Source organism: Mongoliitalea daihaiensis (assembly GCF_021596945.1).
Classification (GTDB): Bacteria; Bacteroidota; Bacteroidia; order Cytophagales; family Cyclobacteriaceae; genus Mongoliitalea; species Mongoliitalea daihaiensis.
The window spans coordinates 4,692,055-4,714,750 of record NZ_CP063779.1 but is presented as its reverse complement, the minus strand read 5'-3'; the positions used below and the strand labels follow the sequence as shown (position 1 = coordinate 4,714,750).

Annotated in this window: 24 protein-coding genes; 13 read left to right on the top strand and 11 right to left on the bottom strand. The window is 39.1% G+C overall.

What is annotated here, in order from left to right; all coding sequences use genetic code 11:
* Positions 1 to 17 precede the first annotated feature (17 nt).
* From IPZ59_RS19820 to IPZ59_RS19805, 4 genes are read left to right on the top strand one after another with little or no spacing between them, the layout of a single operon-like run.
* A complete protein-coding gene (locus IPZ59_RS19820; RefSeq protein ID WP_236137764.1) occupies positions 18 to 1,196 on the top strand; it encodes a hybrid sensor histidine kinase/response regulator in 1,179 nt (392 codons plus the stop codon).
* Between the two features lie 2 nt (positions 1,197 to 1,198).
* Positions 1,199 to 1,831, top strand: a complete 633-nt coding sequence (locus tag IPZ59_RS19815) for an ABC transporter ATP-binding protein (RefSeq protein ID WP_236137763.1) — start codon at positions 1,199 to 1,201, stop codon at positions 1,829 to 1,831.
* Entirely contained in the window at positions 1,828 to 3,051 is a 1,224-nt protein-coding gene (locus IPZ59_RS19810) for an ABC transporter permease (protein WP_236137762.1), read from the top strand. Before IPZ59_RS19815 ends, IPZ59_RS19810 begins: the two co-directional genes overlap by 4 nt.
* Positions 3,052 to 3,087: 36 nt before the next feature.
* Entirely contained in the window at positions 3,088 to 3,531 is a 444-nt protein-coding gene (locus IPZ59_RS19805; protein ID WP_236137761.1) for a hypothetical protein, read from the top strand.
* Between the two features lie 104 nt (positions 3,532 to 3,635).
* Here IPZ59_RS19805 and IPZ59_RS19800 read toward each other — a convergent pair whose 3' ends face one another.
* Positions 3,636 to 4,457, bottom strand: coding sequence for an aminotransferase class IV (locus IPZ59_RS19800; RefSeq protein ID WP_236137760.1), 822 nt, complete (start codon positions 4,455 to 4,457; stop codon positions 3,636 to 3,638).
* A gap of 40 nt (positions 4,458 to 4,497) precedes the next feature.
* Here IPZ59_RS19800 and IPZ59_RS19795 point away from each other — a divergent pair, with 40 nt between their 5' ends.
* Together IPZ59_RS19795 and IPZ59_RS19790 are read left to right on the top strand one after the other, a co-directional pair.
* Complete coding sequence (locus IPZ59_RS19795) at positions 4,498 to 4,932, top strand: MerC domain-containing protein (RefSeq protein ID WP_236137759.1); 435 nt, start codon at positions 4,498 to 4,500, stop codon at positions 4,930 to 4,932.
* A gap of 59 nt (positions 4,933 to 4,991) precedes the next feature.
* Positions 4,992 to 5,414 (top strand): hypothetical protein, encoded by a 423-nt coding sequence (locus IPZ59_RS19790; RefSeq protein ID WP_236137758.1) that lies wholly within the window; start codon positions 4,992 to 4,994, stop codon positions 5,412 to 5,414.
* Here the strand turns inward: IPZ59_RS19790 and IPZ59_RS19785 are convergent.
* The 3 genes from IPZ59_RS19785 to IPZ59_RS19775 are packed head-to-tail and all read right to left on the bottom strand — an operon-like array spanning position 5,411 to position 7,065.
* Positions 5,411 to 5,866, bottom strand: coding sequence for a c-type cytochrome (locus IPZ59_RS19785; protein WP_236137757.1), 456 nt, complete (start codon positions 5,864 to 5,866; stop codon positions 5,411 to 5,413). The genes IPZ59_RS19790 and IPZ59_RS19785 overlap by 4 nt on opposite strands.
* A gap of 1 nt (position 5,867) precedes the next feature.
* On the bottom strand, positions 5,868 to 6,521 hold the full coding sequence (locus IPZ59_RS19780; protein WP_236137756.1) for an SCO family protein: 654 nt from the start codon (positions 6,519 to 6,521) through the stop codon (positions 5,868 to 5,870).
* A 10-nt stretch (positions 6,522 to 6,531) separates the two neighbouring features.
* A complete protein-coding gene (locus IPZ59_RS19775; protein ID WP_236137755.1) occupies positions 6,532 to 7,065 on the bottom strand; it encodes a CopD family protein in 534 nt (177 codons plus the stop codon).
* Positions 7,066 to 7,116: 51 nt separating this feature from the next.
* Between IPZ59_RS19775 and IPZ59_RS19770 the strand changes: the two genes are divergently transcribed.
* The 3 genes from IPZ59_RS19770 (at position 7,117) to IPZ59_RS19760 (ending at position 9,537) form a co-directional block, all read left to right on the top strand.
* The gene (locus tag IPZ59_RS19770; RefSeq protein WP_236137754.1) at positions 7,117 to 7,521 is read left to right on the top strand and encodes a hypothetical protein; all 405 of its coding nucleotides are present in this window, start codon (positions 7,117 to 7,119) and stop codon (positions 7,519 to 7,521) included.
* 31 nt (positions 7,522 to 7,552) lie between these two features.
* Positions 7,553 to 8,560 carry a methylmalonyl Co-A mutase-associated GTPase MeaB gene (gene meaB, locus IPZ59_RS19765; protein WP_236137753.1) on the top strand — a complete coding sequence of 336 codons (1,008 nt, stop codon included), beginning with the start codon at positions 7,553 to 7,555 and terminating at the stop codon, positions 8,558 to 8,560.
* A 233-nt stretch (positions 8,561 to 8,793) separates the two neighbouring features.
* A complete protein-coding gene (locus tag IPZ59_RS19760) occupies positions 8,794 to 9,537 on the top strand; it encodes a DUF3298 and DUF4163 domain-containing protein (RefSeq protein ID WP_236137752.1) in 744 nt (247 codons plus the stop codon).
* A 5-nt stretch (positions 9,538 to 9,542) separates the two neighbouring features.
* Here IPZ59_RS19760 and dnaA read toward each other — a convergent pair whose 3' ends face one another.
* From dnaA to IPZ59_RS19745, 3 genes are all read right to left on the bottom strand, one after another.
* Entirely contained in the window at positions 9,543 to 10,973 is a 1,431-nt protein-coding gene (gene dnaA / locus IPZ59_RS19755) for a chromosomal replication initiator protein DnaA (RefSeq protein ID WP_236137751.1), read from the bottom strand.
* Between the two features lie 115 nt (positions 10,974 to 11,088).
* On the bottom strand, positions 11,089 to 11,991 hold the full coding sequence (locus tag IPZ59_RS19750; RefSeq protein ID WP_236137750.1) for a bifunctional metallophosphatase/5'-nucleotidase: 903 nt from the start codon (positions 11,989 to 11,991) through the stop codon (positions 11,089 to 11,091).
* A gap of 4 nt (positions 11,992 to 11,995) precedes the next feature.
* On the bottom strand, positions 11,996 to 12,751 hold the full coding sequence (locus IPZ59_RS19745) for a 5'-nucleotidase C-terminal domain-containing protein (RefSeq protein WP_236137749.1): 756 nt from the start codon (positions 12,749 to 12,751) through the stop codon (positions 11,996 to 11,998).
* Between the two features lie 136 nt (positions 12,752 to 12,887).
* Between IPZ59_RS19745 and IPZ59_RS19740 the strand changes: the two genes are divergently transcribed.
* The 3 genes from IPZ59_RS19740 to IPZ59_RS19730 are packed head-to-tail and all read left to right on the top strand — an operon-like array spanning position 12,888 to position 18,353.
* Positions 12,888 to 14,288 (top strand): methylmalonyl-CoA mutase family protein, encoded by a 1,401-nt coding sequence (locus IPZ59_RS19740; protein ID WP_236137748.1) that lies wholly within the window; start codon positions 12,888 to 12,890, stop codon positions 14,286 to 14,288.
* 11 nt (positions 14,289 to 14,299) lie between these two features.
* The gene (gene scpA / locus IPZ59_RS19735) at positions 14,300 to 16,420 is read left to right on the top strand and encodes a methylmalonyl-CoA mutase (RefSeq protein WP_236137747.1); all 2,121 of its coding nucleotides are present in this window, start codon (positions 14,300 to 14,302) and stop codon (positions 16,418 to 16,420) included.
* Positions 16,421 to 16,433: 13 nt separating this feature from the next.
* Entirely contained in the window at positions 16,434 to 18,353 is a 1,920-nt protein-coding gene (locus IPZ59_RS19730) for a DUF389 domain-containing protein (RefSeq protein WP_236137746.1), read from the top strand.
* A gap of 42 nt (positions 18,354 to 18,395) precedes the next feature.
* Here IPZ59_RS19730 and IPZ59_RS19725 read toward each other — a convergent pair whose 3' ends face one another.
* The 4 genes from IPZ59_RS19725 to IPZ59_RS19710 all read right to left on the bottom strand — a co-directional run bounded on the left by IPZ59_RS19725 (position 18,396) and on the right by IPZ59_RS19710 (position 21,192).
* Positions 18,396 to 18,716, bottom strand: a complete 321-nt coding sequence (locus IPZ59_RS19725; protein ID WP_236137745.1) for a 2Fe-2S iron-sulfur cluster-binding protein — start codon at positions 18,714 to 18,716, stop codon at positions 18,396 to 18,398.
* Positions 18,717 to 18,737: 21 nt separating this feature from the next.
* Positions 18,738 to 19,742 (bottom strand): NAD(P)/FAD-dependent oxidoreductase, encoded by a 1,005-nt coding sequence (locus IPZ59_RS19720; protein ID WP_236137744.1) that lies wholly within the window; start codon positions 19,740 to 19,742, stop codon positions 18,738 to 18,740.
* A gap of 79 nt (positions 19,743 to 19,821) precedes the next feature.
* Positions 19,822 to 20,262 (bottom strand): MarR family winged helix-turn-helix transcriptional regulator, encoded by a 441-nt coding sequence (locus IPZ59_RS19715; protein ID WP_236137743.1) that lies wholly within the window; start codon positions 20,260 to 20,262, stop codon positions 19,822 to 19,824.
* A 72-nt stretch (positions 20,263 to 20,334) separates the two neighbouring features.
* A complete protein-coding gene (locus tag IPZ59_RS19710) occupies positions 20,335 to 21,192 on the bottom strand; it encodes a toxin-antitoxin system YwqK family antitoxin (RefSeq protein ID WP_236137742.1) in 858 nt (285 codons plus the stop codon).
* 133 nt (positions 21,193 to 21,325) lie between these two features.
* Between IPZ59_RS19710 and IPZ59_RS19705 the strand changes: the two genes are divergently transcribed.
* Positions 21,326 to 22,528, top strand: a complete 1,203-nt coding sequence (locus tag IPZ59_RS19705) for a pyridoxal phosphate-dependent aminotransferase (protein ID WP_236137741.1) — start codon at positions 21,326 to 21,328, stop codon at positions 22,526 to 22,528.
* The last annotated feature ends 168 nt before the right edge of the window (positions 22,529 to 22,696 follow it).

The following is a 22,696-nucleotide window of genomic DNA, read 5'->3' as shown; positions in this document are numbered from 1 at the left end:
TCAATTCTAACAACGCTATGTTTCCTTTAAAAATTCTAATTGTTGAAGACGATCATGTGTCTGCTTTGCTCCTCAAAAAGGCCTTGGAAAAAAATAACCACCAAATAATCGCTATATCTGAGACAGGCGAATATGCGTTGGATATTTTGGAGACGAATCAGGCAGATATCGTTATGATGGATATTAATCTTGCGGGAGAATTGGATGGCATTCGTACCACTGAAATCATCAACGACAAGTACGATATACCAGTAGTTTACTTGAGTGCAAGTTCGGATGCAGAAACTCTTAATAAAGTTGTAGGTACCAATCCATCCGCCTATGTGATCAAGCCATTCAATATCAGGGAGTTGAATATGGTGATTGAATTGGCTATTTTTAAAGATCGAAAAGAAAAAGAACTTCAAAAGTTAAATAACGAACTCGAAGAAAAAGTCCGTCAACGAACGAAAGATCTTGCAGAGGCCAACAAAGAATTGACCCGTGCCTTGGAAAAAGAGCGAGAAATAGGTGAGTTAAAATCCCGTATCGTATTGAATGTTTCCCATGGATTCAAAACACCTCTTACATCTATATTAAGTTCTGCGCAATTATTGCAAAAGTATGCGGAAAAGGATCATCCTTTTAAAGCAAAAATCGCTAAGCATGCGGATAAAATTGAGAACTCAGTTAGAAATTTAAATAGTTTGTTGACATCTGTGTTGTTTTTTGGTAAAGCAGATGCCAATAAAATTGATTATAAGCCTCAAAAGATGTTTTTGGCAGCTATGCTAAACGAGGTTGTAGATGTAGTAAAAGCAGGAGCAGAGCAAGATGTAAAGCTAATCACGAGTTTTAATAAATTACCCAAAACAATCACTTCCGATCCGGATTTATTGTATCAAATTTTTGAGAATTTACTTTCCAATGCCATCAAATACTCTAAAGAGGGTAAAACTGTGGAGTTTACAGTTTGGCAGGACGAGGAGTTTTTGAAGGCAGAAGTAAAAGATCAGGGAATTGGTATTCCAGAAAGTGAACATAGTCAGCTATTCGACCGTTTCTTTAGAGCAAAAAACGTTGGGATCATTGAAGGTTCTGGTCTTGGCCTATCCATTGTCAAAAAATGCGTGGAGGTTTTGAACGGTGATATTACGTTTATCAGCAAAGCAAACCAAGGAACGACCTTCATAGTGACCTTGCCATTAAAGCGATAAGCATGTTAACTTTAAAGAATGTAGAGTTCAAATACAACACCTCAGATCCTTTTCAAATACCTGATATTTCTCTTGAATCAGGTGGAGAACTGTTGATTTTGGGTAAATCGGGAAGTGGGAAAACCACCATCCTCAATATCATTGCAGGTCTTTTGAAACCCCAAAAGGGTACCGTAGTCATTAATGGAGTAGAAATCTATCAGCTCTCGGGATCTCAGTTAGATAAATTTAGAGGAACTCATATTGGGATTATTTTTCAAAAACCACATATACTTTCAGCTCTGTCGGTAGAAGAAAATCTTAAGATTGCGAATTACTTTGTTTCTGGGAAAGGTCTACAAAATGAACAAATTTTAAAGGATCTTGGGATTTGGGATAAACGAAATCAACGTATCCAAACTCTCAGTGAAGGAGAAGCACAGCGGGTATCCATTGCCCGAGCGCTTGCCAATCAGCCCAAATTGATACTTGCCGACGAACCAACAGCTAGTTTGGATGATGATAATGCTGAAAAAGTTATCAGATTGTTGCAGTATCAAGCATCTCAATTTAATGCTGCATTGGTCATAGTGACGCATGATCAACGGGTTAAAAATCATATTGCCAACCATATTACTATAGGAGGTACACGATGAATTTAGTAAAGTTAAGTTGGAAATACTTGATCGCTAAGCCACTGAGCACGGTACTCAATATCCTTTTATTGGCTTTGGGTCTGGCTATTATTACAGTATTGATTTTAGTTCAGGATCAATTTGAAAAGAAAATGACCAAAGATGCCGAGGGAGTTGACTTGGTAGTAGGTGCTAAGGGTAGTCCATTGCAGTTGATTCTTTCCAGTGTCTATCATATTGATTTTCCTACAGGGAATATTGATATGGCAGAAGCGAAGTCAATTGCCAACAATCGGTTGGTGAAAAACACTATTCCTCTTGGTTTGGGAGATAACTATTCAGGGTATCGGATTGTGGGTACAAATTATGATTATTTGGATTTATACCAAGCAGAGGTGTTGGAGGGGTCTTTCTGGGAAGTCCCTTTTGAGGTGGTTTTAGGTCATGAAGTGGCTCAAAAGTTAAATCTGAAAGTGGGTGAGAACTTTATTGGCTCCCACGGTATTGGAGCATCGAGCCATGCACATGATGAGCATCCTTACACCATTACAGGTATCCTTCAGCCCATGGGAAATGTATTGGACAAATTGATTCTGACAAGTATGGAATCAGTCTGGTATACCCATGATGAAGACCATGATCACGACAAATTTACCCAAATCGTAGCCAAGCGTGGATTTCCCGAAACCGATGAGGATAGGGAGATTACCTCAATGTTGGTGCAGTATCGAAATCCTATGGCGGCAGTGCAGTTGCCACGATTTATTAACAGCCGTAGTTCGTTACAAGCTGCCTCACCAGCTTTTGAAATCTCGCGCCTATTTGAATTGTTAGGTTTCGGTGTAACATTAATCCAGGGTTTAGCGGTAATCATCATCATTATTGCAGGATTGGGTATATTTATTGCACTGTTTAATTCTTTAAAAGAACGTAAATATGACTTAGCTGTCATGCGTACTTTGGGCGCTTCCAGTGGGCAGTTATTTATTCACATCTTGTTGGAGGGAGTCATCCTCACATTCTTGGGAGCTGTTACGGGAATATTGATAGGTCATGGGTTTTTGGTAGTTTTGACTGCTCAAAATGATCAAGGCGCATTAAGTACCCTAAGCGCTTGGGTATTTTTACCAGAAGAGTTGTGGGTGATGGCTTATGCCTTAGCAGTAGGAGTTTTAGCCTCTCTTATACCTGCTTGGAACGCTTATCAAACAGATATTGCCAAACAACTTACCAAGTCTTAACTTGCATACTTCAGTTATTTCAATATCAAACTATCTATGAAATTTCAATTCTTGAAACTAACCATTATCATTCTCCTGCTTAGTTCTTTTCAGAGCTATGCTCAAACTAGCTTTTCGGTATGGAGGGATCTATCCGAAGTGACGTATAAGATTGGACAGGATGAGTTTGGTGAACTATATATCCCCGTTTTTGCTGATAAGATTAAAAAGTTGGAAGGGAAAGTTGTGGAAGCGGACGGTTTTATCATCCCCTTTGAAGGAATGTTTAAACCCGAGCATATCATTCTTTCTTCGCTTCCGCTCGCTGAATGTTTCTTTTGCGGTAGTGGAGGTCCAGAAACAGTCATGGAAGTAATGCTCAAAAACCCGATAAAATATACAAGCAAAAAAGTGCGTGTTAAGGGTAGATTAACCTTAAATGATAAAGATCCGGAAAAGCTCATGTACATTTTGGTTGATGCAGAACTATTAAGTAATTAAATATAGTAGAAAGTAAGTTATTTTAAGCCACTTAAAAAAAGCCCGTTGATTCAGTCAAATACTGATTCAACGGGCTTTTTTTGGATAAATAAATCCGATATTGTCTAGGCAAGGACAGCTGTTTCCATTGTCGCAAAGGACTCTATGAGTTTTGCAGTATAAGGACCTACTATTCCTTTACCAATTATTTTGTCATCGATGCGCGTGATGGGGAGTATTTTTTTTGTAGTACTTGTGATAAAAATTTCATCAGCGGCAAATACTTCATCCATGGTAATTTCCCGAATTTCTGTTTTTGGAGCTAACTCCAAAGCCCTTTTGCGTGTTATTCCATGTAGAATATGGTTGTTGGGGGTTGCTATAGCACCGTCTTTGATGACGAAAATATTCGATCGAGAGCTTTCAGAAATAACCCCATTCCAATGATACAAGACATCTTCTGCTCCTGCTGCTTTCCATTGAGCACTGTGCCAAACAGGGAAGGCATAATTGGTGGTTTTTATATCTGCTATTGCCCTGACATGTTCTACACTCAGAAGTTTGACACCTTGTTCATATTTTTCTTGAGCAGGAAAGTCCAAGGCTTCATTGAAGATAAATAGGCTTCCTTTCGTCGGGCTGAAGTGGTTTTCAGACACTCCTCCTGTCAAAACTAACCGGATGCCACCTTCTTTCAGATCATTTTTATCAATGAGCTCAAGAATGATTAGCCTCAATTCCTCTTTTGTGTACGCGAGTTGTAAATGGGTTTTTTCCGCTGAACGGGTAAATCTGTCTAGGTAATCTTCCAAAAACATAGGCTTGTAGGCATTGGTTCGTAAAAAATCAAAGATACCATACCCACGGATAAGCCCTATATCCATAGGATGCAGATAAGCATCCTTGGATGCTATAATTTGGTCATTCGCAAAGCAATATGTCTTCATTTATTTGGTTTTTGAACGTTAAGGTGTTTAATTTGCAATTATGTTGCAAATAATTAAAAGACTTTCTATTCCAAAAGCTGATTTTCTGGGAATGTCAGCATCTGTATTGTGCATGATACACTGTCTTGCCCTCCCCATATTTATTTCGCTTGGGTTTGTGGTAAAGAGCATGGACGGACATGCTGCACATCATCACCATGATCATGATCATGGGCATTTCCATTTTCATTGGGATTGGCATATGTTAGATTATCTATTTATCGTCCTTGCATTATGGGCTGTTTTCCAAGCTTCTAAACAGGCATCTTCCCAAAGTATAAAAATAGCACTTTGGTCGTCAGTTTCTATTTTTTCCATCGCAATTTTATTGCATGATTGGAATCAATACATGCTAATTGTTTCATTACTAGCATCTTTGGCTTTATTTACGACGCATGTTGTCAATTGGAAGTTTCACAAAAAATGTAATATTTAAATATTTACTTTTGTTTTATGTTGTAAATTTATTTTCTTTGCGAGGAAACCGCTTTGAAGATGAAGAATATTTTTAAATTATTTGTGAGTTTTTGCTTCCTCGTGTTTGGTGTCAGCTGTGCAAATGAAAAAGTTGACGAAAATCAAGTTCTTAAGCAGGAGGTGATTGAGATTCACGATGAAGTAATGCCAAAAATGGGGGAATTACGTTCGCTGAAAAAATCATTGTTGGAAAGAGTTGATCTGATGGAAGAAGATTCTCTAACTAATAAAGAGGCGGTTGAGCGCATGATAAAATACGCAGATGATTTGGAGGAGGCTTTCGAGGGGATGTTTGTATGGATGCGGCAGTTTCAATCAAACTTTGAGGGGTCAGAAGAAGAAGTCCATCAATATTTAATCGAACAAAAGGTATTGGTAGAAAAAGTAAATCGAGATATCAAAAACTCGATAGAAAATGCCAAAAAAGAGCTAGGGAGCTAATTGCTCCCTTTTTCATTTAAATATTTTTCTACAGTTGACGGACTGATGACTCCTCGAGACTCACCCCAGATATTGTATAAATAAGTTGTCAGCTTTGCTATTTCGATGTTCGTTAATTTAGGATTAGCAGGCATAACTCCATTGTACTCCATTCCATTGACGATAATTGAACCTTCTTGTCCGTTTTTGATGATTCGAATTGTTCTTCCGATGTCTTCTTTGAAATAATCAGCTCCGTTAATAGGGGGAATTAGTCTTCCTAACCCCATCCCGTCTAGACCATGACAATTGGCGCAGAGATTTTCATAAATTGTTTTCCCTTCGATTGCGTATTGCATCACCTTGGTATCCCGAATATCCGCTAATCCTTTCTCACTATCGGGCTTGTTGCTTCCTTGGCAAGCGAACAATAAACTTCCAAAAACAGGAAGTATCCATCTAAAGCATCGCATGTTACGGGAGTAATTTTGGAATATCATTCATTAATCGATTGACCTGATCTTCTTTTGTGCCATCATACAAACCTCTTATTCGTCCTTGTTGATCAATCAGAATAAAGGCCCCGGAATGTAGGAATCCTCCTGGTTCATTTTGGTCTTCCATAGCGGTAGTAAGGTAACTTGTCTGACCGATTTCAAAGATTTTCTCTTGATCACCTGTCAAAAAATGCCAAGTAGAGGCATCTTCGATACCGATACGTTCTGCGTATTCTTTTAAAACTTCCTGCGTATCATGTGTAGGATCGATGCTATGGCTCAAAATCTGAAAATCTGGATTATCCTTAAATTTCTCGTAAACTCTCAGCATTTGTGCTTTCATTGTAGGGCAAATGGTAGGACAGGTGGTAAAAAAGAAATCGGCGATGTAGACCTTTCCGGTAACATCAGCGTTTGTAATGGTAGTACCAACTTGATTGACAAAAGAAAAATCAGCAATTTTATGGTAAATGGTGTCTTTCACCATTTTGCCTTCCATTTCAAATTCATTAATATAAGAATGCCCAAGAACTGGCAATTTTCCACTGTCAGTTTCACTGCTCTCTTTTCCAGAGCAAGCAACGACGGCCGTTATAAGTACAAGTACTACCCAACTTCCTAACTTTTTCATGTTTATATTTTTATGATTCTCTTACTTTTTTATACAATTTGATACCTAGCATCATCAGGACACTTAATCCTACTAATCCTGCGATCCCCCAGACTACACTGATTAAACTTTTAAGAACCACTAAGAAGACGATAGCAAATAAAAGAACAGTAGACACTTCATTCCACATTCGTAACTTCATTGATGTTAGGGTTGTTTTTCCGTTTTGCAGATCTAGGAAAATCTTATGACAGATAAACTGGTATACGTATAAAAGCAAAACAAAGATAAGCTTAGCTTGCATCCAACCCATACCAGTGTATCCCCATCGATAAGAAAGAACCCAAAACCCAAAAATAAAGGTTAGGATTGCGGATGGCCAAGTGATAATGTACCATAGCCGGTGGGCCATCAGATTTAGTGTAGGTAAAAGAATTCTTTGTTCCTCGGGAGATTTATCATAGGCTTCACGCTGATAAATAAACAAGCGTACTATGTAGAAAAGTCCTGCAAACCAAGTGACTATGAAAATGATGTGCAAAGCTTTGATATAATCGAATGCCATCTTTGAATTTTTCCTCTAAATTAAGCCTTATAATTCAAAACAGCTAGCGTAATGAATGCAAAGAAGGTTTTCTATATCTTGGGTTCTTTGGTTACGGCCTTGGTCGTATGGTTTGTGTATGAGTCCTTCAATCAGCCGGGTGTAGGTCAGTTGGAAGGTACATTTGAAGAAAGAGCATTTTATCGGAATGAAAATAATACAGGTCCAGTAAAGCGTGTTTACGCAGTGTATACGTCCAGTAAAGATTGGGATGCATTAGAACAGTATGGGATGTATATGCCTCATACCAAGTATGGGACTACGACAGTGTACTTCTTTGATCAATCTGAATTGACACCAAAAAATCTGAATCCCACTATTCCTCATTTTGAAAGTGTCTATCAAGAGTCTTGCATTGCAGTTTATGAGAAAAATGCTATGGGACAAGCTTCTTTCAGAATACAGCCATTCAATTAATTTTCTTACATTAACAGAAAAAAGTAAAGTTTTGGGTAAAAGAAGTAGATTTACTCCCGATGTATACATTCAAGGGATTTTAGCCGGAGATCGGATTCTCCTGAGCCGTGCCATTACCTTGGTAGAGAGTTCTTTAGAATCAGATAAATTGTTAGCTTCTCAAGTAGTGGAAGGTGTCTTACCCCATACAGGTAACTCCGTTCGGATTGGGATTACAGGAGTACCGGGTGTCGGTAAAAGTACATTTATTGAGAGTTTTGGAGCACTTGTGGTGGATCAAGGGTACCATTTGGCAGTCTTAGCGATTGATCCATCTTCTCAACAGACCAAGGGCAGTATCCTAGGGGATAAGACCCGAATGGAAACACTTGCAAGAGATAATAGAGCCTACATTCGGCCAAGTCCAGCTGGATCTACTTTAGGAGGAGTTAGTGCAAAAACAAGAGAAGCCATGCTTCTATGTGAAGCTGCAGGTTTTGATGTGATCATTATTGAAACAGTGGGGGTAGGGCAATCAGAAATTGCTGTAAAAGGAATGGTGGATTTTTTTCTTTTATTAATGTTAGCTGGAGCAGGAGATGAGCTTCAAGGTATTAAAAAAGGGATTGTAGAAATGTGTGATGCATTGGTAATCAATAAAGCAGATGGAGAAAGGGCTGAGGTCGCCAAAAGGGCTAAACGAGAATATGCAAATGCGTTACATCTTTTTCCTGCCAAAGAAAATAACTGGTTTCCCCAAGTAAAAGTTTGTTCTGGACTAACTGCTGATGGTCTTCCTGAAATCTGGGAAATGATTCAAGAATATCAAACTCAAGTAAAAGAGAACGGCTATTTTAACTCAAACCGGTCTTCACAGCGGGTTAACTGGATGCATGAACACATTCGTTTTTTGTTAGAAACCAGTTTTTACAATAATCCTTCCATTCAGGAGTCTATGAAAACAATTGAGGAAGGTGTGAGGGGAGGAGCTTTCTCCTCCATTGCTAAAGCCAAACAATTGGTGGAAATGTTTTATGGACTCAACAAGGATAAGTTCTAAGTTCTGTTGGTGGTTTTAGCAGATGAATTGCACATACAGTTCTACAAAACCAGCGTTTATATTAAATTACACATAAATTATCTGATTATCAGCAATTATAGCAGAGTAAAAATAACATCTCTGCTATTGCAAATAATCAAGCACAGTCAATTGATGCCAAAAAATATAATGAAAATCAGCATTTGCTTAGCTACTAGAGTGAAAGCTGATAATCATCTAAATGTAATGATTCTATGAAAAAGTATCTTTCTCTATTCTTTGGTTTAGCTTTATTAGGCTGCCAACAAACAGAATTGCTGATTTTTGAGACAAAGACATATGAAGAAAAAGCCTGCTATAAAGAGTATTGTGCTACTGTTGAGTTAACCTATCCTTTGTATGTGGGATCTACTGAGTCTGCCGTCTATCTGAATGAACATATTGAGCAACAGCTGTCTATGATGGCAGCTATTGGAGAAGACTTTGAGGCTGAATCTCTAAGTTTGGCAATAACCAATTTTTTGGATAGCTATTTACAATTTATGGAGGAATTTGATGCTTATCACGAATGGAGCTTAGATTTACGAGTTCGTGAGACGTTTCAAGGAAAAGACATGATTAGTTTGGTAGTTGAAAATTACTCGTATACAGGGGGAGCACATCCCAATTATTTTTTGCAATATGTAAATTTCTCCAAACAATCAAATTCGATTATTTCCAATGAAGAGTTGGTTTTGGACCACGATAGCCTTTTAGCCATAGCTGAAAAAAAATTTCGAGCGTATCACGAGGTACAAGAGGAAGTGGACTTAGCTCAAGATGGTCGTTTTTTCCTTGAAGATGATAGCCGTTTTTTTCTACCTGTAACTATGGGCGTTGATGGAGATGATTTTATATTGTTTTATAATCCATACGAGATTGGACCTTATGTCATTGGAGCTACCGAGCTTCGTATTCCTCTAAAAGAATTGAATGGAATAGTGCGGAAAGTAGAGTAAATTCCTTAAATGGATTTCATCTTAAATTTCTTTTTAAGCTCATTGACGGCATTTCTGAATGCAGTGTCGGTATCCATCAGATCGTTTACGGTCTGCACAGCATGGATGACAGTACTATGGTCTCTTCCACCAAAGTGATAGCCAATAGACTTAAGGGAATGATTGGTAAATTCTTTTGAAAAATACATTGCCACCTGCCGCGCCGTTACAATTTCTTTCTTTCTCGTTTTGGCTTTGAGGTCTTCTATTTTGATATCGAAATAATCTGAACAAGTTTTTTGGATAAAATCGATTCCTACTTCTGTCTCAATGTCCTTTACAATATTTTTCATAATAGATTTAGCAAGAGCTAAATCTATATCGATGCGATTGAGGGAGGCATGTGCAATCAAAGAAATCAATACCCCTTCCAATTCACGAACATTGGTATCAATGGTGTAGGCTAAGTATTCAATTACATCATCAGGGATGAAGATCCCCTCTGTTTGCATTTTTCTTTTAATGATGGCTACCCTTGTTTCAAAATCAGGCATTTGCAGATCGGCGGTTAATCCCCATTTAAACCGGGAAACCAATCGCTCTTCAAGCCCTTTCAAATCCTTGGGAGGACAGTCTGAGGTCATGATGATCTGTTTTTTGTTCTGATGCAAATGGTTGAAAATATGGAAGAACATTTCTTGTGTTCGATCTTTTCCTGCCAAAAACTGAATGTCGTCAATGATCAATACATCCACCTGCATGTAGAAGTTTGTAAATGGCTTGATGTTTCCATCCTTAATTGCATCTAGAAACTGAGTTACAAACTTTTCGGAGGAAACGTATAGTACAAACTTTTCTTCAGGTCCATTTTTAATTTCATTTCCGATTGCCTGAACTAGGTGTGTTTTGCCTAAGCCAACTCCACCATAAACCATGAGTGGATTGAAAGAAGTAATTCCTGGTTTAGTAGCGACCGCATGTCCTGCCGAACGAGCCAAGCGATTACAATCCCCTTCTATATAAGTGCCAAATGTATAATTGGGATTCAAGTTAGATTGCAATAACATTTCGTCGTTGAGCGATTGCATTGCAAACGGGCTTTTATTTTCGTCAGGCTGATTAGTATGTTGCTTTTTGGGAGGATTTCCCGTAGCTGTCCCATGTGGTAAATTGACGACATAGGGCTGATTTTGAGAATTACCTCTATCTACAACTACCGCATACTCCAAGCGTCCGTTAGGACCTAAAATTGATTTGATTGCTAATTTCAGTTGATTGACGTAATTGTCTTCTAGCCACTCGTAAAAAAATTGACTTGGTACCTGTATGGTTAGGCTACTACCTTCCAGTTTTACTGGATTAATTGGTTTGAACCAAGTATTGAAACTTTGCTCATTGACATGCTGTTCGATCACACGCAAGCACTCATTCCAAACTGCTGTAGCCTCTACACTCATGAACGGTATTCTAAATTTTGTTTAAACAATCAGGTTTTCCTTGCACCAAAATCGGGGGCATCAAAGTTGACAAAAATATGTCTAAATTAAAAATCATTTTTGCTTCAAAGACCAATTAAATGTGGATAACTTTCGAGTTATGGTGTGCTAGCGGGCTAGAACCTTCAAAAGTGAAGTCGATTTTTCCTAGTCGAAGTGCTCCTGTACCTACTTGATTCACCAGTGTTTGAGATCCATTTGGGCCAGCAACTTCCGTTGGCCTGTCCAAAAATGAGTGTGTATGACCTCCTATGATCAAATGGATACCCTCTACTTCTTGAGCAAGTTTGAGGTCGTCTATTTTATTGCTTCGATAAGAATAACCTAAATGAGAAAGGCAGACAATGATGTCACATTTTTTCTTCCGCAGTTCTTGAACCATTTCTTTTGACACCGCTACTGGATCAAGGTACTTGGTAGCGCCGTAGTTCTTCTTTCCAACTAAACCTTCCAACTGAATACCCAGTCCAAATGCTCCAATTTTCACTCCCCCTTTTTGGAAAATTCTGTAAGGTTCAAAAGCATTTTTAAGCAAAGTATTGGAAAAATCATAATTGGCTATCAAGTGTGGGAATTTGGCGTGAACTAATTGTTTTTCTATTCCTTCCAAACCATTGTCAAATTCATGATTACCCAAGGTTCCAGCATCATAGCCCATTTTACTCATCAAGCGAAACTCAATTTCCCCACCATACAAATTGAAATAAGGTGTACCTTGAAAAACATCTCCAGCATCAAATAACAACACCTGTTCTTCAGAAGAACGAATTGACTCAATTACTGTGGCGAGTTTATTCATTCCTCCTTGGTTGGCATTTCTACTGCCGTCATTTGGGAAAGATTCAATGCGGCTGTGGATGTCATTCGTATGCAGGATGGTGATTTTTTTCACTTTGGGTGTCGCCCAAAGATTTTCGACCATCAAGCCTGCGCCAATTCCTGTCAAAACTGTGTTTTTGATGAAAATCCTTCTATTCATGGGGTTATTGGATAAGCTGTCTTCCTTCGATTTTTGCTTTGATAGTATTGCCTTGAGCTGTTTCTTTTTTGATGCGATCGATCAATATATCCCGTAATACAATGCTGGTTTCTTCGATCCGGTTTAGTGATACCAAAAAAGTCATATTATCACCACCATTGGCGATGTAGTCATTGGCAGCGAGTCGGTAACGTTGTTCAGTTGATAACTCTTTGCCACCGATTCTAATCTCTTCAATTTCACCGTCAACAGTTTTGTAGGTGAGCCCAGCCATCCCTACGTTTCTGCCACGGGAGGCATATTTGATCAATTCTATGATACCTGCTGCATCAATTTCCAGAATATGTAAATAATTGTCAAAAGGAGAAATCTCATAAATGGCTCCTAAAGTGATTTCACCTTTGGGTAGTACATTTCGAATACCCCCATTGTTCATTATTGAAATATCAATGGAATGGCCCAATAGCTCTTCTGTATAGCTTTTTTGGTAATCTGTAATTAAGTTACCTAAAGTGCTTTCCCCTACGCCTGATTTATTGAGTTCTTCTTCACTAAAACCTATTACTGCATTCATTTCTGCTTCCAAGGAGATTTTGAAAGGCTCAAGAAAGGCCTGAATTTCCTCCTTTACTTCCACAGTTTCTGAAATGCCAATAAATTGGCCTGTGCCAGATGGGGTTAAATTGGGACTGCACGCCACCAAAATGCTTCCAAGGAAGAGTGCAGGTATAGGTTTTAGCAAAAGCTTTGTACTCCTCATATTCTTTTGAATCAAAATAATGGGTTTTGAAACTAATCCGAGTTATTTTTGAACTGCAAGATAGGCCATCGCCTCGAATTTACGCGAAGAATCGGTATCAGTTTATATAAATTTAACCTTATCAATTAAACCCACTATGAATCAAAAGCTTTTTGAAGTATTCCCGAAAACTTCCAAAGAGGAATGGGTGACACAAGTTGTAAAAGATCTCAAAGGGAAAGATTTTGAGCAAGCACTTGTTTCAAAAACGAGTGCCGGTCTACAAGTGAATCCATTTTTTACTGATGAAGACACTCAACACCTAGATGTAATCAAATCCTATAGAAATCTTATCAACCCTATTTCAGAAATCCCTGGTTTGGATCCAAGACTTTGGTCCAATGTCCATCATGTGGTAATTACCGATGAAGTATCTGCCAATAAAGGGATCTTATATGCACTTTCAAATGGAGCGGATGCCATTCGGGTGGAGTTGAAAGGTGGAGAAGATTATTCACAATTACTCAAAGATGTGCACTTGCAATACATTCAAGTGTTTTTAGATCCTCAGGGTGACCCTACCAAGATCATGCAAGAGTTTGTGCAGTATTTAGAGGAGATACAGTTTCCAGCAGATCAATTGCATGGAGCCTTCATGTGGGGAGGTTTAGTGTATGCGTTACGCTTTAAAAATTCTAAATCAGAGTTAGTGGAGGATGCGTATCAATTGCTGGAGCTTTCTCAAAAGTATACTTATTTTAAAGTTGTTGGAATCGTAGGGACCTATTATCATAATGCCGGAGCGACTTCTGTCCAGGAAATGGGCTATGCATTTGGTTCTTGGATGGGACTTGCAGAGCGATTGAGTCAGAAAGGAGTTAGCATAGCATCGCTTGCTAAGAAAACATTCATTGGGACTGCTGTCGGTAGTGATTTTTTTGAAGAAATTGCTAAAGTAAAAGTCTACCGTATTTTCTTTCATCAACTTTTGTCCTTGTATGGGGTAGATTACAATGCAGAGGAAATCTTTGTTTATGCTTCTACGAGCCAGTGGACGAAAACCCAAAAGGATGTGCATACCAATATGATCCGAAATACCTATGAGGCCATGGCTGCAATCATTGGAGGCTGCAATGCCTTGCATGTGCTTCCTTTTGATCAAGCAGTCAAGGATGCTGACAGATTTTCTTTACGGATGAGTCGCAATATTTCTTCCATTTTGCAACAAGAAAGCTACTTGAGCAAAATCTTGGACCCCACGGCAGGAAGCTATTATATTGAAAATTTGATGCTTCAACTATTAGAGGCTACAAAGGATAAGTTGTCAGTGATCGAACAGGAGGGAGGCTGGTGGCATTTATATGCCTCTCTGCAAATGCAAGAGGAAATTAAATTAACAAGGCAAGAGCGACAGCAGGCGGTTGCTGATGGCAAGACTATTCTTGTTGGAGTCAATAAATACCCCAACAAAGAAGATACATCGCTTTCCCCAATAGTAGTTGAGGAGGCCAATTGGCAAGTTTTACCTTCAAGATTATCCTTGTTAAGCGAACAGTAAGAGCAGATTTTATGAGACCATCTATAGATTCATTAAATTTTAAAAAAAATACCAGTGCACATTCAGTACCTGACACTTTCTGGGAGACCGCTGAAAAAATAGAAGTTCCTGCGGCATTTGAAGCTGCCAGTATCGAGCAGTTACCTCACGTGGGATATGCTGCTGGTATACCGCCCTATTTACGCGGCCCATATAGTACTATGTATGTAATGCGTCCTTGGACCATTCGTCAGTATGCGGGCTTTTCCACGGCAGAAGAATCCAACGCATTTTACAGAAGAAATTTGGCGGCTGGACAAAAAGGGCTTTCTGTGGCTTTTGATCTAGCAACCCATCGTGGCTATGATTCAGATCATCCACGGGTAGTTGGGGATGTGGGAAAGGCAGGAGTAGCCATTGATTCGGTATTGGACATGAAAATTTTGTTTGATGGGATTCCGTTAGACCACATGTCCGTATCCATGACCATGAATGGCGCTGTGATTCCCGTTTTGGCATTCTACATAGTAGCAGCGGAGGAGCAAGGTGTCAAACCGGAATTGCTTAGTGGCACTATCCAAAATGATATCTTGAAGGAGTTTATGGTACGAAATACCTATATCTACCCTCCTTTACCATCTATGCGTATCATTGCAGATATTTTTGAGTACACCTCTCAAAAGATGCCAAAGTTCAATTCCATTTCCATTTCGGGCTATCATATGCAGGAAGCAGGTGCTACAGCGGAGTTGGAATTAGCGTATACCTTGGCCGATGGTTTGGAGTATTTGAGGACTGGGATTGCAGCAGGGTTGGATATTGACGATTTCGCACCGCGATTGTCTTTTTTCTGGGCTATAGGCATGAATCATTTTATGGAGATCGCTAAGTTGCGTGCAGGGAGATTGTTATGGGCTAAAATTGTCCAACAATTTAATCCAAAAGATGCTAAATCACTGGCATTGCGCACACATTGTCAAACATCCGGATGGTCTTTGACAGAGCAAGATGCATTCAATAATGTCGCGAGAACTGCTGTCGAGGCATTAGCAGCAGCAATGGGTCATACCCAATCACTGCATACCAACTCTTTTGATGAGGCCATAGCCTTACCGACTGACTTTTCTGCTAGGATTGCCCGTAATACGCAATTGTATCTGCAAGAAGAAACAGGGATTACGAAGGTAGTCGATCCATGGGGAGGCTCTCATTATGTGGAATATTTGACAGATCAATTGGTGGAAAAAGCATGGGCACTTATAACGGAAGTGGAGGAGCTCGGCGGTATGGCGAAAGCTATTGAGGCAGGTATTCCTAAATTAAGAATAGAAGAAGCTGCCGCTCGAAAGCAGGCACGCATTGACAGTGGCAAAGATGTTATTGTTGGAGTCAATAGGTTTGAATCGGATGAAGCCTCCAATTTTGAAATTTTGGAAGTGGATAATCAGTCGGTTAGAGAATCACAGATTAAGCGACTGGAGCAATTAAAGCGTGAACGCAATCAGGAGGCGGTAGTAGAGGCTTTAGCTGCAATTACAGATGCGGCTAAGACGGGCGAAGGAAACCTGCTTGCATTGGCAGTCGAAGCAGCTAGAGTTAGAGCTACACTCGGGGAAATTTCAGATGCAATGGAAAAGGAATTTGGAAGACACAAAGCAGCAGTCAAGTCAATCTCAGGGGTTTATTCTGGAGAGGCCAAGGATGACAAAACCTTTCAAGAAGCCAAGGTGTTGGCTGACAAATTTGCAAGATTGGAGGGCAGAAGACCTCGAATCATGGTCGCTAAAATGGGGCAGGATGGGCATGATAGAGGTGCAAAAGTGATCGCTACGGGTTTTGCTGATTTAGGCTTTGATGTAGACATTGGGCCTTTGTTTCAGACTCCAGAAGAGGTAGCGATGCAAGCTGCTGAAAATGATGTACACATCGTGGGAGCTTCCTCCCTTGCTGCGGGTCATAAAACCTTAGTGCCAGCATTGATTCAAGAATTGAAGCGTTTGGGTAGAGAGGATATCATGGTCATTGCAGGAGGAGTCATTCCCCCGAAAGATTATGATTTTCTTTACGATGCAGGGGTGTCAGCAGTGTTTGGCCCAGGAACTGTTTTGTCCAAAGCTGCTATTGAGATTTTATCACAATTGATTGAAGAATAATACATAAGTTTTGATGGCGACAGGAAGGATTGGGCTGATTTATGATGATGAGTTGGTGGATAAAGTCAATAAGGACATTGTTCCATTCATTTCAAATGCACAAAAACCTGCTTTGTTTGCCTATAGTGAGCTTCGGAATTTGGATTGTTCAGAAATAGAACTCCTACTTGTGTATCTATCGGATGCTCAATTACACGAGTTAATTGAAGATCTAATTGGCAACCCTGTCAAGTTGGGATTTTTACCTCATCCTATGATGAAGGAAGCTAAACAGGGCTTTGGCATTTCTTCAAATTTGGAAGAAACAATCCGCTACCTGCTAGCAGATCGGGAGTCTTTTCAAATAGACGTGTTGTTAGCAAATGATAAACCAATTCTCAATCAATTGGTGATTGGAAGAACGTTTAGTATGCTTTCTGGACCAGGATTGGAGACTAATTGGATTCAAAAGCTAAAGAGGAAAGTTCAAAATTTTATCAAAACATTTCAGCGGGTAAGTCTTCAGAAGTTTTCAATATCTTGGCAAGAACAAAAAGAGGATACAATTACCTCCAAAGATATTGAAACTGTCGCATTGGGAATGATTGTAGTACAGCATGGGAAAAGCTCTATCTTATCCAGAAGATACATAGAGGATTCTTATGCCAACGACGGCTTATTTCATACCCTCATCCATGCCCCTAAAAGTTTGATAGAAATCTTGAAATTTGCAGGGAAGGGTATTTTTAGGACTGGAAAGGTTCAAAAGTTACCTGCATATGTGGCGCATATCAAAACTGATGCATTGACATTGAGGAGTGACAAGCCGATCAGTTATAATTTGGATAACACACTGTTGACAGCCAAAGAGTTGCAGTTGGAGGTTAAATCAAATGCTCTTCATGTTATACCAGGAGAATACTTACAAGTCAACACTGTTAAGGACAGTCAGAAGATTTATAAAGTCAATCAACTTCCTACTGGAGAGCTGAAAAGAGAATTATTGAAAGGTTACCTCCCGCTTACCAACCATGCGACAACAGAGGAATTTAAATGGTTGTTTACAGCATTGAGAGAAAACTCAAAACTTTCTTCTTCCTACTTAGTGCTTATGGCCTTGTCTACCTTGATCGCAGCATTTGGTCTGTTTGGAAATTCCAGTCCAGTGATTATTGGTGCCATGATTTTAGCTCCTTTGATGTCTCCCATTATTTCTTTGGCGATGGGCGTGTTGAGACAAGATTCCACATTAATTAGGGATAGTTTATTTACTATTGGAATGGGGCTTTTGGTGGGGTATTTTTTTGCGATTTTGATTACCTGGATTACTCCATTAAAGGTGCCTAATAGTGAAATTCTTGCACGGATCAGACCAAATTTGTTGGATCTTGGAGTAGCAGCAGCTTCGGGTGTTGCTGGTGCATATGCGCATGCTAAAAAAGAAGTAGCCAAGACCTTAGCGGGGGTGGCGATAGCCGTCGCATTGGTACCACCTTTGGCAGTTTCTGGGATAGGCCTTGGGTGGCTTGATTGGCAAATTTTTCTTGGAGCCTTGCTTTTACTAGGGACCAACCTAGCAGGAATGGTTCTTGCAGGGGCACTGACTTTTTTGATATTAGGCTTCAGCCCTTTTCATTTAGCAAAAAAGGGGCTATTGATCTCTTTGGTTCTTGTATTATTGATTAGTACCCCTTTGGGTTTTGGTTTTTCAAGAATGGTCAAAGAAACACAACTGGTGCAACTACTCAGTGGCAAAGAATTGGATAAGGGGAAACTTAGAGATGTGAAGATTATTCAAATGGAACCTATCCGACTATCCGTTACATTGGTATCAGATGCTCCGTTGGATTTGGTTGAATTGGAAGAGGTGAAGCAGGAAATAGAGGGTTTGGTAGGGAAAGAAATTGAATTGGAGTTAACCTTAGCTATCCGTATAAAAAATACACAACAATAAATTATAATTGAAAAAGGAGGCTAACTGGCCTCCTTTTTTATGCTAATTATCTTCTCCTCTAAGTTTAATTACAGCGCCTTCTAACTGTGGCGAAATCCGGATTTGGCAAGCTAATCTGCTTGTTGGGAAAAACTCAGGTAAATTTTCCAATTGATCAAGTTCAGCATCTGTAGCATCACCCAATCCATCTTGACCTTCCAAGACCTCTACATGACAAGTGGCACAGAGAGCCATGCCTCCGCAAGTTGCTAATACAGGATATTCGGAAGCTTTCAGTATTTCCATTAAGCTTAGGCCCATGTCATCAGGAGCTTCTACTTCCTGACGCGCGCCGTCATGATCTTCCACGGTAAATTTTATCATTGTCTGGGATGTTAAATGTTCTTAGAAGGCGTTTACACCATTCACAGTAGTGTATTTGAAACTTAATTTCTGATCAGGATACACAAATTTAAATGCGGAGTGCATCATAATGGCTGCTTCATGGAAGCCGCAAAGGATAAGTTTTAATTTCCCAGGATAGGTGTTAATATCTCCGATGGCATAAATACGGTCCACACCTGTAGAATAATCTCGAGTATCTACCTCAATGGCATTTTTATCAATGTTTAATCCCCAGTCTGCAATCGGTCCTAATTTAGGACTTAGTCCAAAAAGAGGAATCAAGTAATCTGCATCAATGTTGATTTCTTCCTTGTTTTTTGATTCTAGGGTTACTTTTTCCAAAGTGCCATTCCCTGAAATTTCTTTTAAGTTAGCAGAAAGGATTAAATCTATTTTCCCATTACTAGCGAGGTCAAAAACTTTAGCAGCAGAATCAGGTGCACCTCTGAATGTCTCATTTCTGTGTACCAATGTTACTCTTTTGGCGATTTTGGCCAGATAAATGGTCCAATCCAAAGCAGAGTCTCCTCCACCCGCTAAGACAACATTTTTATCGCGGAATGTTTCAGGATTTTTAACCATGTATGTGATTCCTTTACCTTCAAATGCCTCTAAATTTTCCAAAGCAGGCTTTCTTGGCTCAAATACGCCCAATCCACCCGCAATCACAATTACTTGTGCATGTACTTGGGTTTTATCATTCGTGGTAATGATAAATGAACCATCTTCCTGTTTTGCCAAATGGTCTACGCGCTCACCTAAGGTAAAGGTAGGTTTGAAAGGCTTGATTTGATCCATTAAATTATCCACTAATTCCTGCGCTTTCACTTCTGGATAGCCAGGGATGTCATAAATAGGTTTTTGAGGATAAATTTCTGAAAGCTGACCACCTACTTGAGGAAGGTAATCAATCAGATGGCATCTCATTTTCAGTAATCCTGCCTCAAATACAGCGAATAAGCCTACAGGTCCAGCTCCAATAATGCAAATGTCGGTAGTAATCATGTTGTTTTTTTTTCTAAACCAGTTGTTTGCTGATTTGTTCGTGCAAATATAATTAGTGTAACAACTATTTTGTCTATTTTTAATGATTATCTTCTAGATTGGAGTAAATCGTATTTAAGATACGTTTAAACTCTTCAAAATCTTGATGGTTTAAGTTTTTCCATGCTATTTCACGGATTCCTGAAACAAGAGGCTTTAATTCCCCAACTTTTGTTTTTCCGTCTTCTGTCAAGACTAATTGAAATGAACGCCTATCATGGGGATGGGGAATTCTTGTGACGTAGGATTTTTTACAAAGGATGTCTATAATTCTTGTGAGCGTCGGTTGGTCTTTAAATACAAGTTGAGCTAATTCAGATTGGCTGAGCAATTCATTTTCATCTAAATTTTTCATGACAAGCCATTGGTCTACTGTTATACCAAACTCTCCCAGCTTAAACTTCTGCTGCGCATACTGTTTGACTTTCCGTGCAGTTCGGTCTAAAAGAAATGAGTACTTACTGAATTGTTCCTGTGTCATACAAATAATTAGTGTGACAAATATATGGATTTCTTTCCAATGCGTAAAACAATGCCTTGATTCTACATGCCATCAAGTTCCTTGTCTTCTATAAATCAAATTTCCGTCTTTATCCCATTCGGCTCGAATAAAGGGTCTGAAGTTTTTTGTAAATGGTTGCTCTTGGTATTGAATTTCTCTTTTTCGAACAGTTTTTGAGTTTTGATCCCAATACTCTGTCCATAAGCCGACCTTTTCTCCATATCTGTACTCACCTGTAACAGCAACTTGACCACTTTCATGAAAATGGAAAAAATTTCCTTCTGCTAGCTCATATTCTATAGGAATGAGTTTCTCTATTTGATTTGTTTCTCGGTCATAGTAGGAGATTCTTGAGTCTTTAGGCCAACCTTCAGAGAAATGGAGTTTATCTGTTAAAATACTTTTACCATCAAAAAACATCCAAGTACCATGTCTGGTACCAAAGTAATAATGTCCACTTTCTACGAGAGTTTCATCAATGTATTTTTCATAAGGCCCATGTAAAAGTTGGCCTTTAGATGGATCCCATTTTTCTTTTCGGACGATTTTTTCGGAGCGATCAAACCAATATACATCCCTGATGTAAGGGTCTGCTTCTCGTTTGACGTTAACGATGTGAAAAAACTCCCAAAATATTTGATTTCGAAATACCTGCTTGGTTCGAGCTTTAGTGGTACGTTCGCCATAAAATATATTTTTTTTGACTTTCTTTTTTTCGCTACGATCTTTTTCTTTTTTTTCCTCGTCTTCAAATAAAAGCAGAGGAAGAGTGGTCGGTAATAATCTGTCAGAAATTACCCCCGTCGAATCTGGGTCACTAACTTCCGCTTCCTTTTTTTTCTTTCGTTGTCCAAAACTAGCAGAAGCAAGGAATATAAATACCAGTGTTAATAGCAAGAATTTTTGCATAGCTATTGTACTAACGCCAAGCGATTAAAATTATTTTCGATATAAATGTAATAAGCATTCATCAAATCCCATGTAAGTTTAGAATTAATCCGCTTAATCCTTAATTTTGAGCCATAAAAATAAACAACCAAAAATGAATTCAATCCTATCAGACCGCATCAATCAGATGGAAGAATCGGCCACATTGGCCATGGCTAAGAAAGCGCGTGAGTTAAAATCCCAAGGAATTGATATCATCAGTTTAAGTTTGGGAGAGCCAGATTTCAAAACCCCCTTACATATACAGCAGGCCGCTAAGAATGCCATCGATGAAGGGAAGTACTTCGCATATCCTCCAGTAGCAGGTTATCAAGATTTAAGAGAAGCCATTGCTAAAAAATTGAGAGATCAAAATAATATCGCAGAAGCTAAAGCTGAAAACATTGTAGTTTCCACAGGAGCAAAGCATAGCATTGCTAATGTATTTATGTGTATGCTTAACGAAGGGGACGAGGTGGTGATATTCTCACCTTACTGGGTCAGCTATGCCGAAATTATCAAACTTGCAGGTGGAGTACCTGTGTTGATCGAAGGAGGGATAGAGAATAACTTTAAAGCCACAGCGCAACAATTGGAAGCAGCTATCACAGATCGTACCAAAGCAGTGATTTATTCTTCTCCATGTAATCCGACAGGTTCAGTCTTTAGCAAAGAAGAACTGGTAGCTATTGCACATGTAATCCAACAAAGAAAGGATATTTATGTGATTGCAGATGAGATTTATGAGTTGATAAATTTTACAGGGGAACATTTTAGTATCGGTTCTTTGCCAGGAATGTTTGAACGCACCATCACAGTCAATGGATTTTCCAAAGGATACGCCATGACCGGATGGAGAGTAGGCTATATCTGTGCTCCATTATTTATTGCCAAAGCCTGTGAAAAAATGCAAGGTCAGTTTACCAGTGGAGGTACTGGCATTGCACAGCGTGCCGCTTTGGCAGCTATTGCGGGAGATCAAACTCCTTCTCAGGATATGGAAAAAGCATATTTGAAAAGAAGAGAATTAGTTTTAGAAAAATTACGAGCCATTCCCGGAATTGAAACGCATATTCCAGAAGGTGCATTTTATTTTTTCCCAGACGTCAGCTTCTTTTTTGGTAAAAAAGCAGGTGAATTCTCTGTGAACAATGCAGATGACTTCTGTATTTACTTGCTCGAAAAAGCGAATGTCTCTTTGGTAACTGGGGATGCATTTGGAGCTCCCACGTGTGTGCGTCTTTCATATGCAGCTTCTGAGGCAGATTTGACAGAGGCATTGGACAGAATTGCCAAAGCTTTGAAAGAACTTTCCTAAGAAGCCATTACATATCACTTTCATTCCCTGCAGTATTGACGATTTTCTTGTCAACACTGCGGGGTTTGTTTTTTTATTGTATTCTTTCAGTTAATTCTTGTTGAGATATTGAGCTTTATGTATTGTATTATTTTAAGAAAAATTATATTATCTCAACTTGTCTATTTT

Excerpts from the sequence above, each read along its gene's own strand:
- IPZ59_RS19820 (WP_236137764.1), top strand. The coding sequence starts at position 18 with ATGTTTCCTTTAAAAATTCTAATTGTTGAAGACGATCATGTGTCTGCT.
- IPZ59_RS19815 (WP_236137763.1), top strand. The coding sequence starts at position 1,199 with ATGTTAACTTTAAAGAATGTAGAGTTCAAATACAACACCTCAGATCCT.
- IPZ59_RS19810 (WP_236137762.1), top strand. The coding sequence starts at position 1,828 with ATGAATTTAGTAAAGTTAAGTTGGAAATACTTGATCGCTAAGCCACTG.
- IPZ59_RS19805 (WP_236137761.1), top strand. The coding sequence starts at position 3,088 with ATGAAATTTCAATTCTTGAAACTAACCATTATCATTCTCCTGCTTAGT.
- IPZ59_RS19800 (WP_236137760.1), bottom strand. The coding sequence starts at position 4,457 with ATGAAGACATATTGCTTTGCGAATGACCAAATTATAGCATCCAAGGAT.
- IPZ59_RS19795 (WP_236137759.1), top strand. The coding sequence starts at position 4,498 with ATGTTGCAAATAATTAAAAGACTTTCTATTCCAAAAGCTGATTTTCTG.
- IPZ59_RS19790 (WP_236137758.1), top strand. The coding sequence starts at position 4,992 with ATGAAGAATATTTTTAAATTATTTGTGAGTTTTTGCTTCCTCGTGTTT.
- IPZ59_RS19785 (WP_236137757.1), bottom strand. The coding sequence starts at position 5,866 with ATGCGATGCTTTAGATGGATACTTCCTGTTTTTGGAAGTTTATTGTTC.
- IPZ59_RS19780 (WP_236137756.1), bottom strand. The coding sequence starts at position 6,521 with ATGAAAAAGTTAGGAAGTTGGGTAGTACTTGTACTTATAACGGCCGTC.
- IPZ59_RS19775 (WP_236137755.1), bottom strand. The coding sequence starts at position 7,065 with ATGGCATTCGATTATATCAAAGCTTTGCACATCATTTTCATAGTCACT.
- IPZ59_RS19770 (WP_236137754.1), top strand. The coding sequence starts at position 7,117 with ATGAATGCAAAGAAGGTTTTCTATATCTTGGGTTCTTTGGTTACGGCC.
- IPZ59_RS19760 (WP_236137752.1), top strand. The coding sequence starts at position 8,794 with ATGAAAAAGTATCTTTCTCTATTCTTTGGTTTAGCTTTATTAGGCTGC.
- dnaA (WP_236137751.1), bottom strand. The coding sequence starts at position 10,973 with ATGAGTGTAGAGGCTACAGCAGTTTGGAATGAGTGCTTGCGTGTGATC.
- IPZ59_RS19750 (WP_236137750.1), bottom strand. The coding sequence starts at position 11,991 with ATGAATAGAAGGATTTTCATCAAAAACACAGTTTTGACAGGAATTGGC.
- IPZ59_RS19745 (WP_236137749.1), bottom strand. The coding sequence starts at position 12,751 with ATGAGGAGTACAAAGCTTTTGCTAAAACCTATACCTGCACTCTTCCTT.
- IPZ59_RS19740 (WP_236137748.1), top strand. The coding sequence starts at position 12,888 with ATGAATCAAAAGCTTTTTGAAGTATTCCCGAAAACTTCCAAAGAGGAA.
- scpA (WP_236137747.1), top strand. The coding sequence starts at position 14,300 with ATGAGACCATCTATAGATTCATTAAATTTTAAAAAAAATACCAGTGCA.
- IPZ59_RS19730 (WP_236137746.1), top strand. The coding sequence starts at position 16,434 with ATGGCGACAGGAAGGATTGGGCTGATTTATGATGATGAGTTGGTGGAT.
- IPZ59_RS19725 (WP_236137745.1), bottom strand. The coding sequence starts at position 18,716 with ATGATAAAATTTACCGTGGAAGATCATGACGGCGCGCGTCAGGAAGTA.
- IPZ59_RS19720 (WP_236137744.1), bottom strand. The coding sequence starts at position 19,742 with ATGATTACTACCGACATTTGCATTATTGGAGCTGGACCTGTAGGCTTA.
- IPZ59_RS19715 (WP_236137743.1), bottom strand. The coding sequence starts at position 20,262 with ATGACACAGGAACAATTCAGTAAGTACTCATTTCTTTTAGACCGAACT.
- IPZ59_RS19710 (WP_236137742.1), bottom strand. The coding sequence starts at position 21,192 with ATGCAAAAATTCTTGCTATTAACACTGGTATTTATATTCCTTGCTTCT.
- IPZ59_RS19705 (WP_236137741.1), top strand. The coding sequence starts at position 21,326 with ATGAATTCAATCCTATCAGACCGCATCAATCAGATGGAAGAATCGGCC.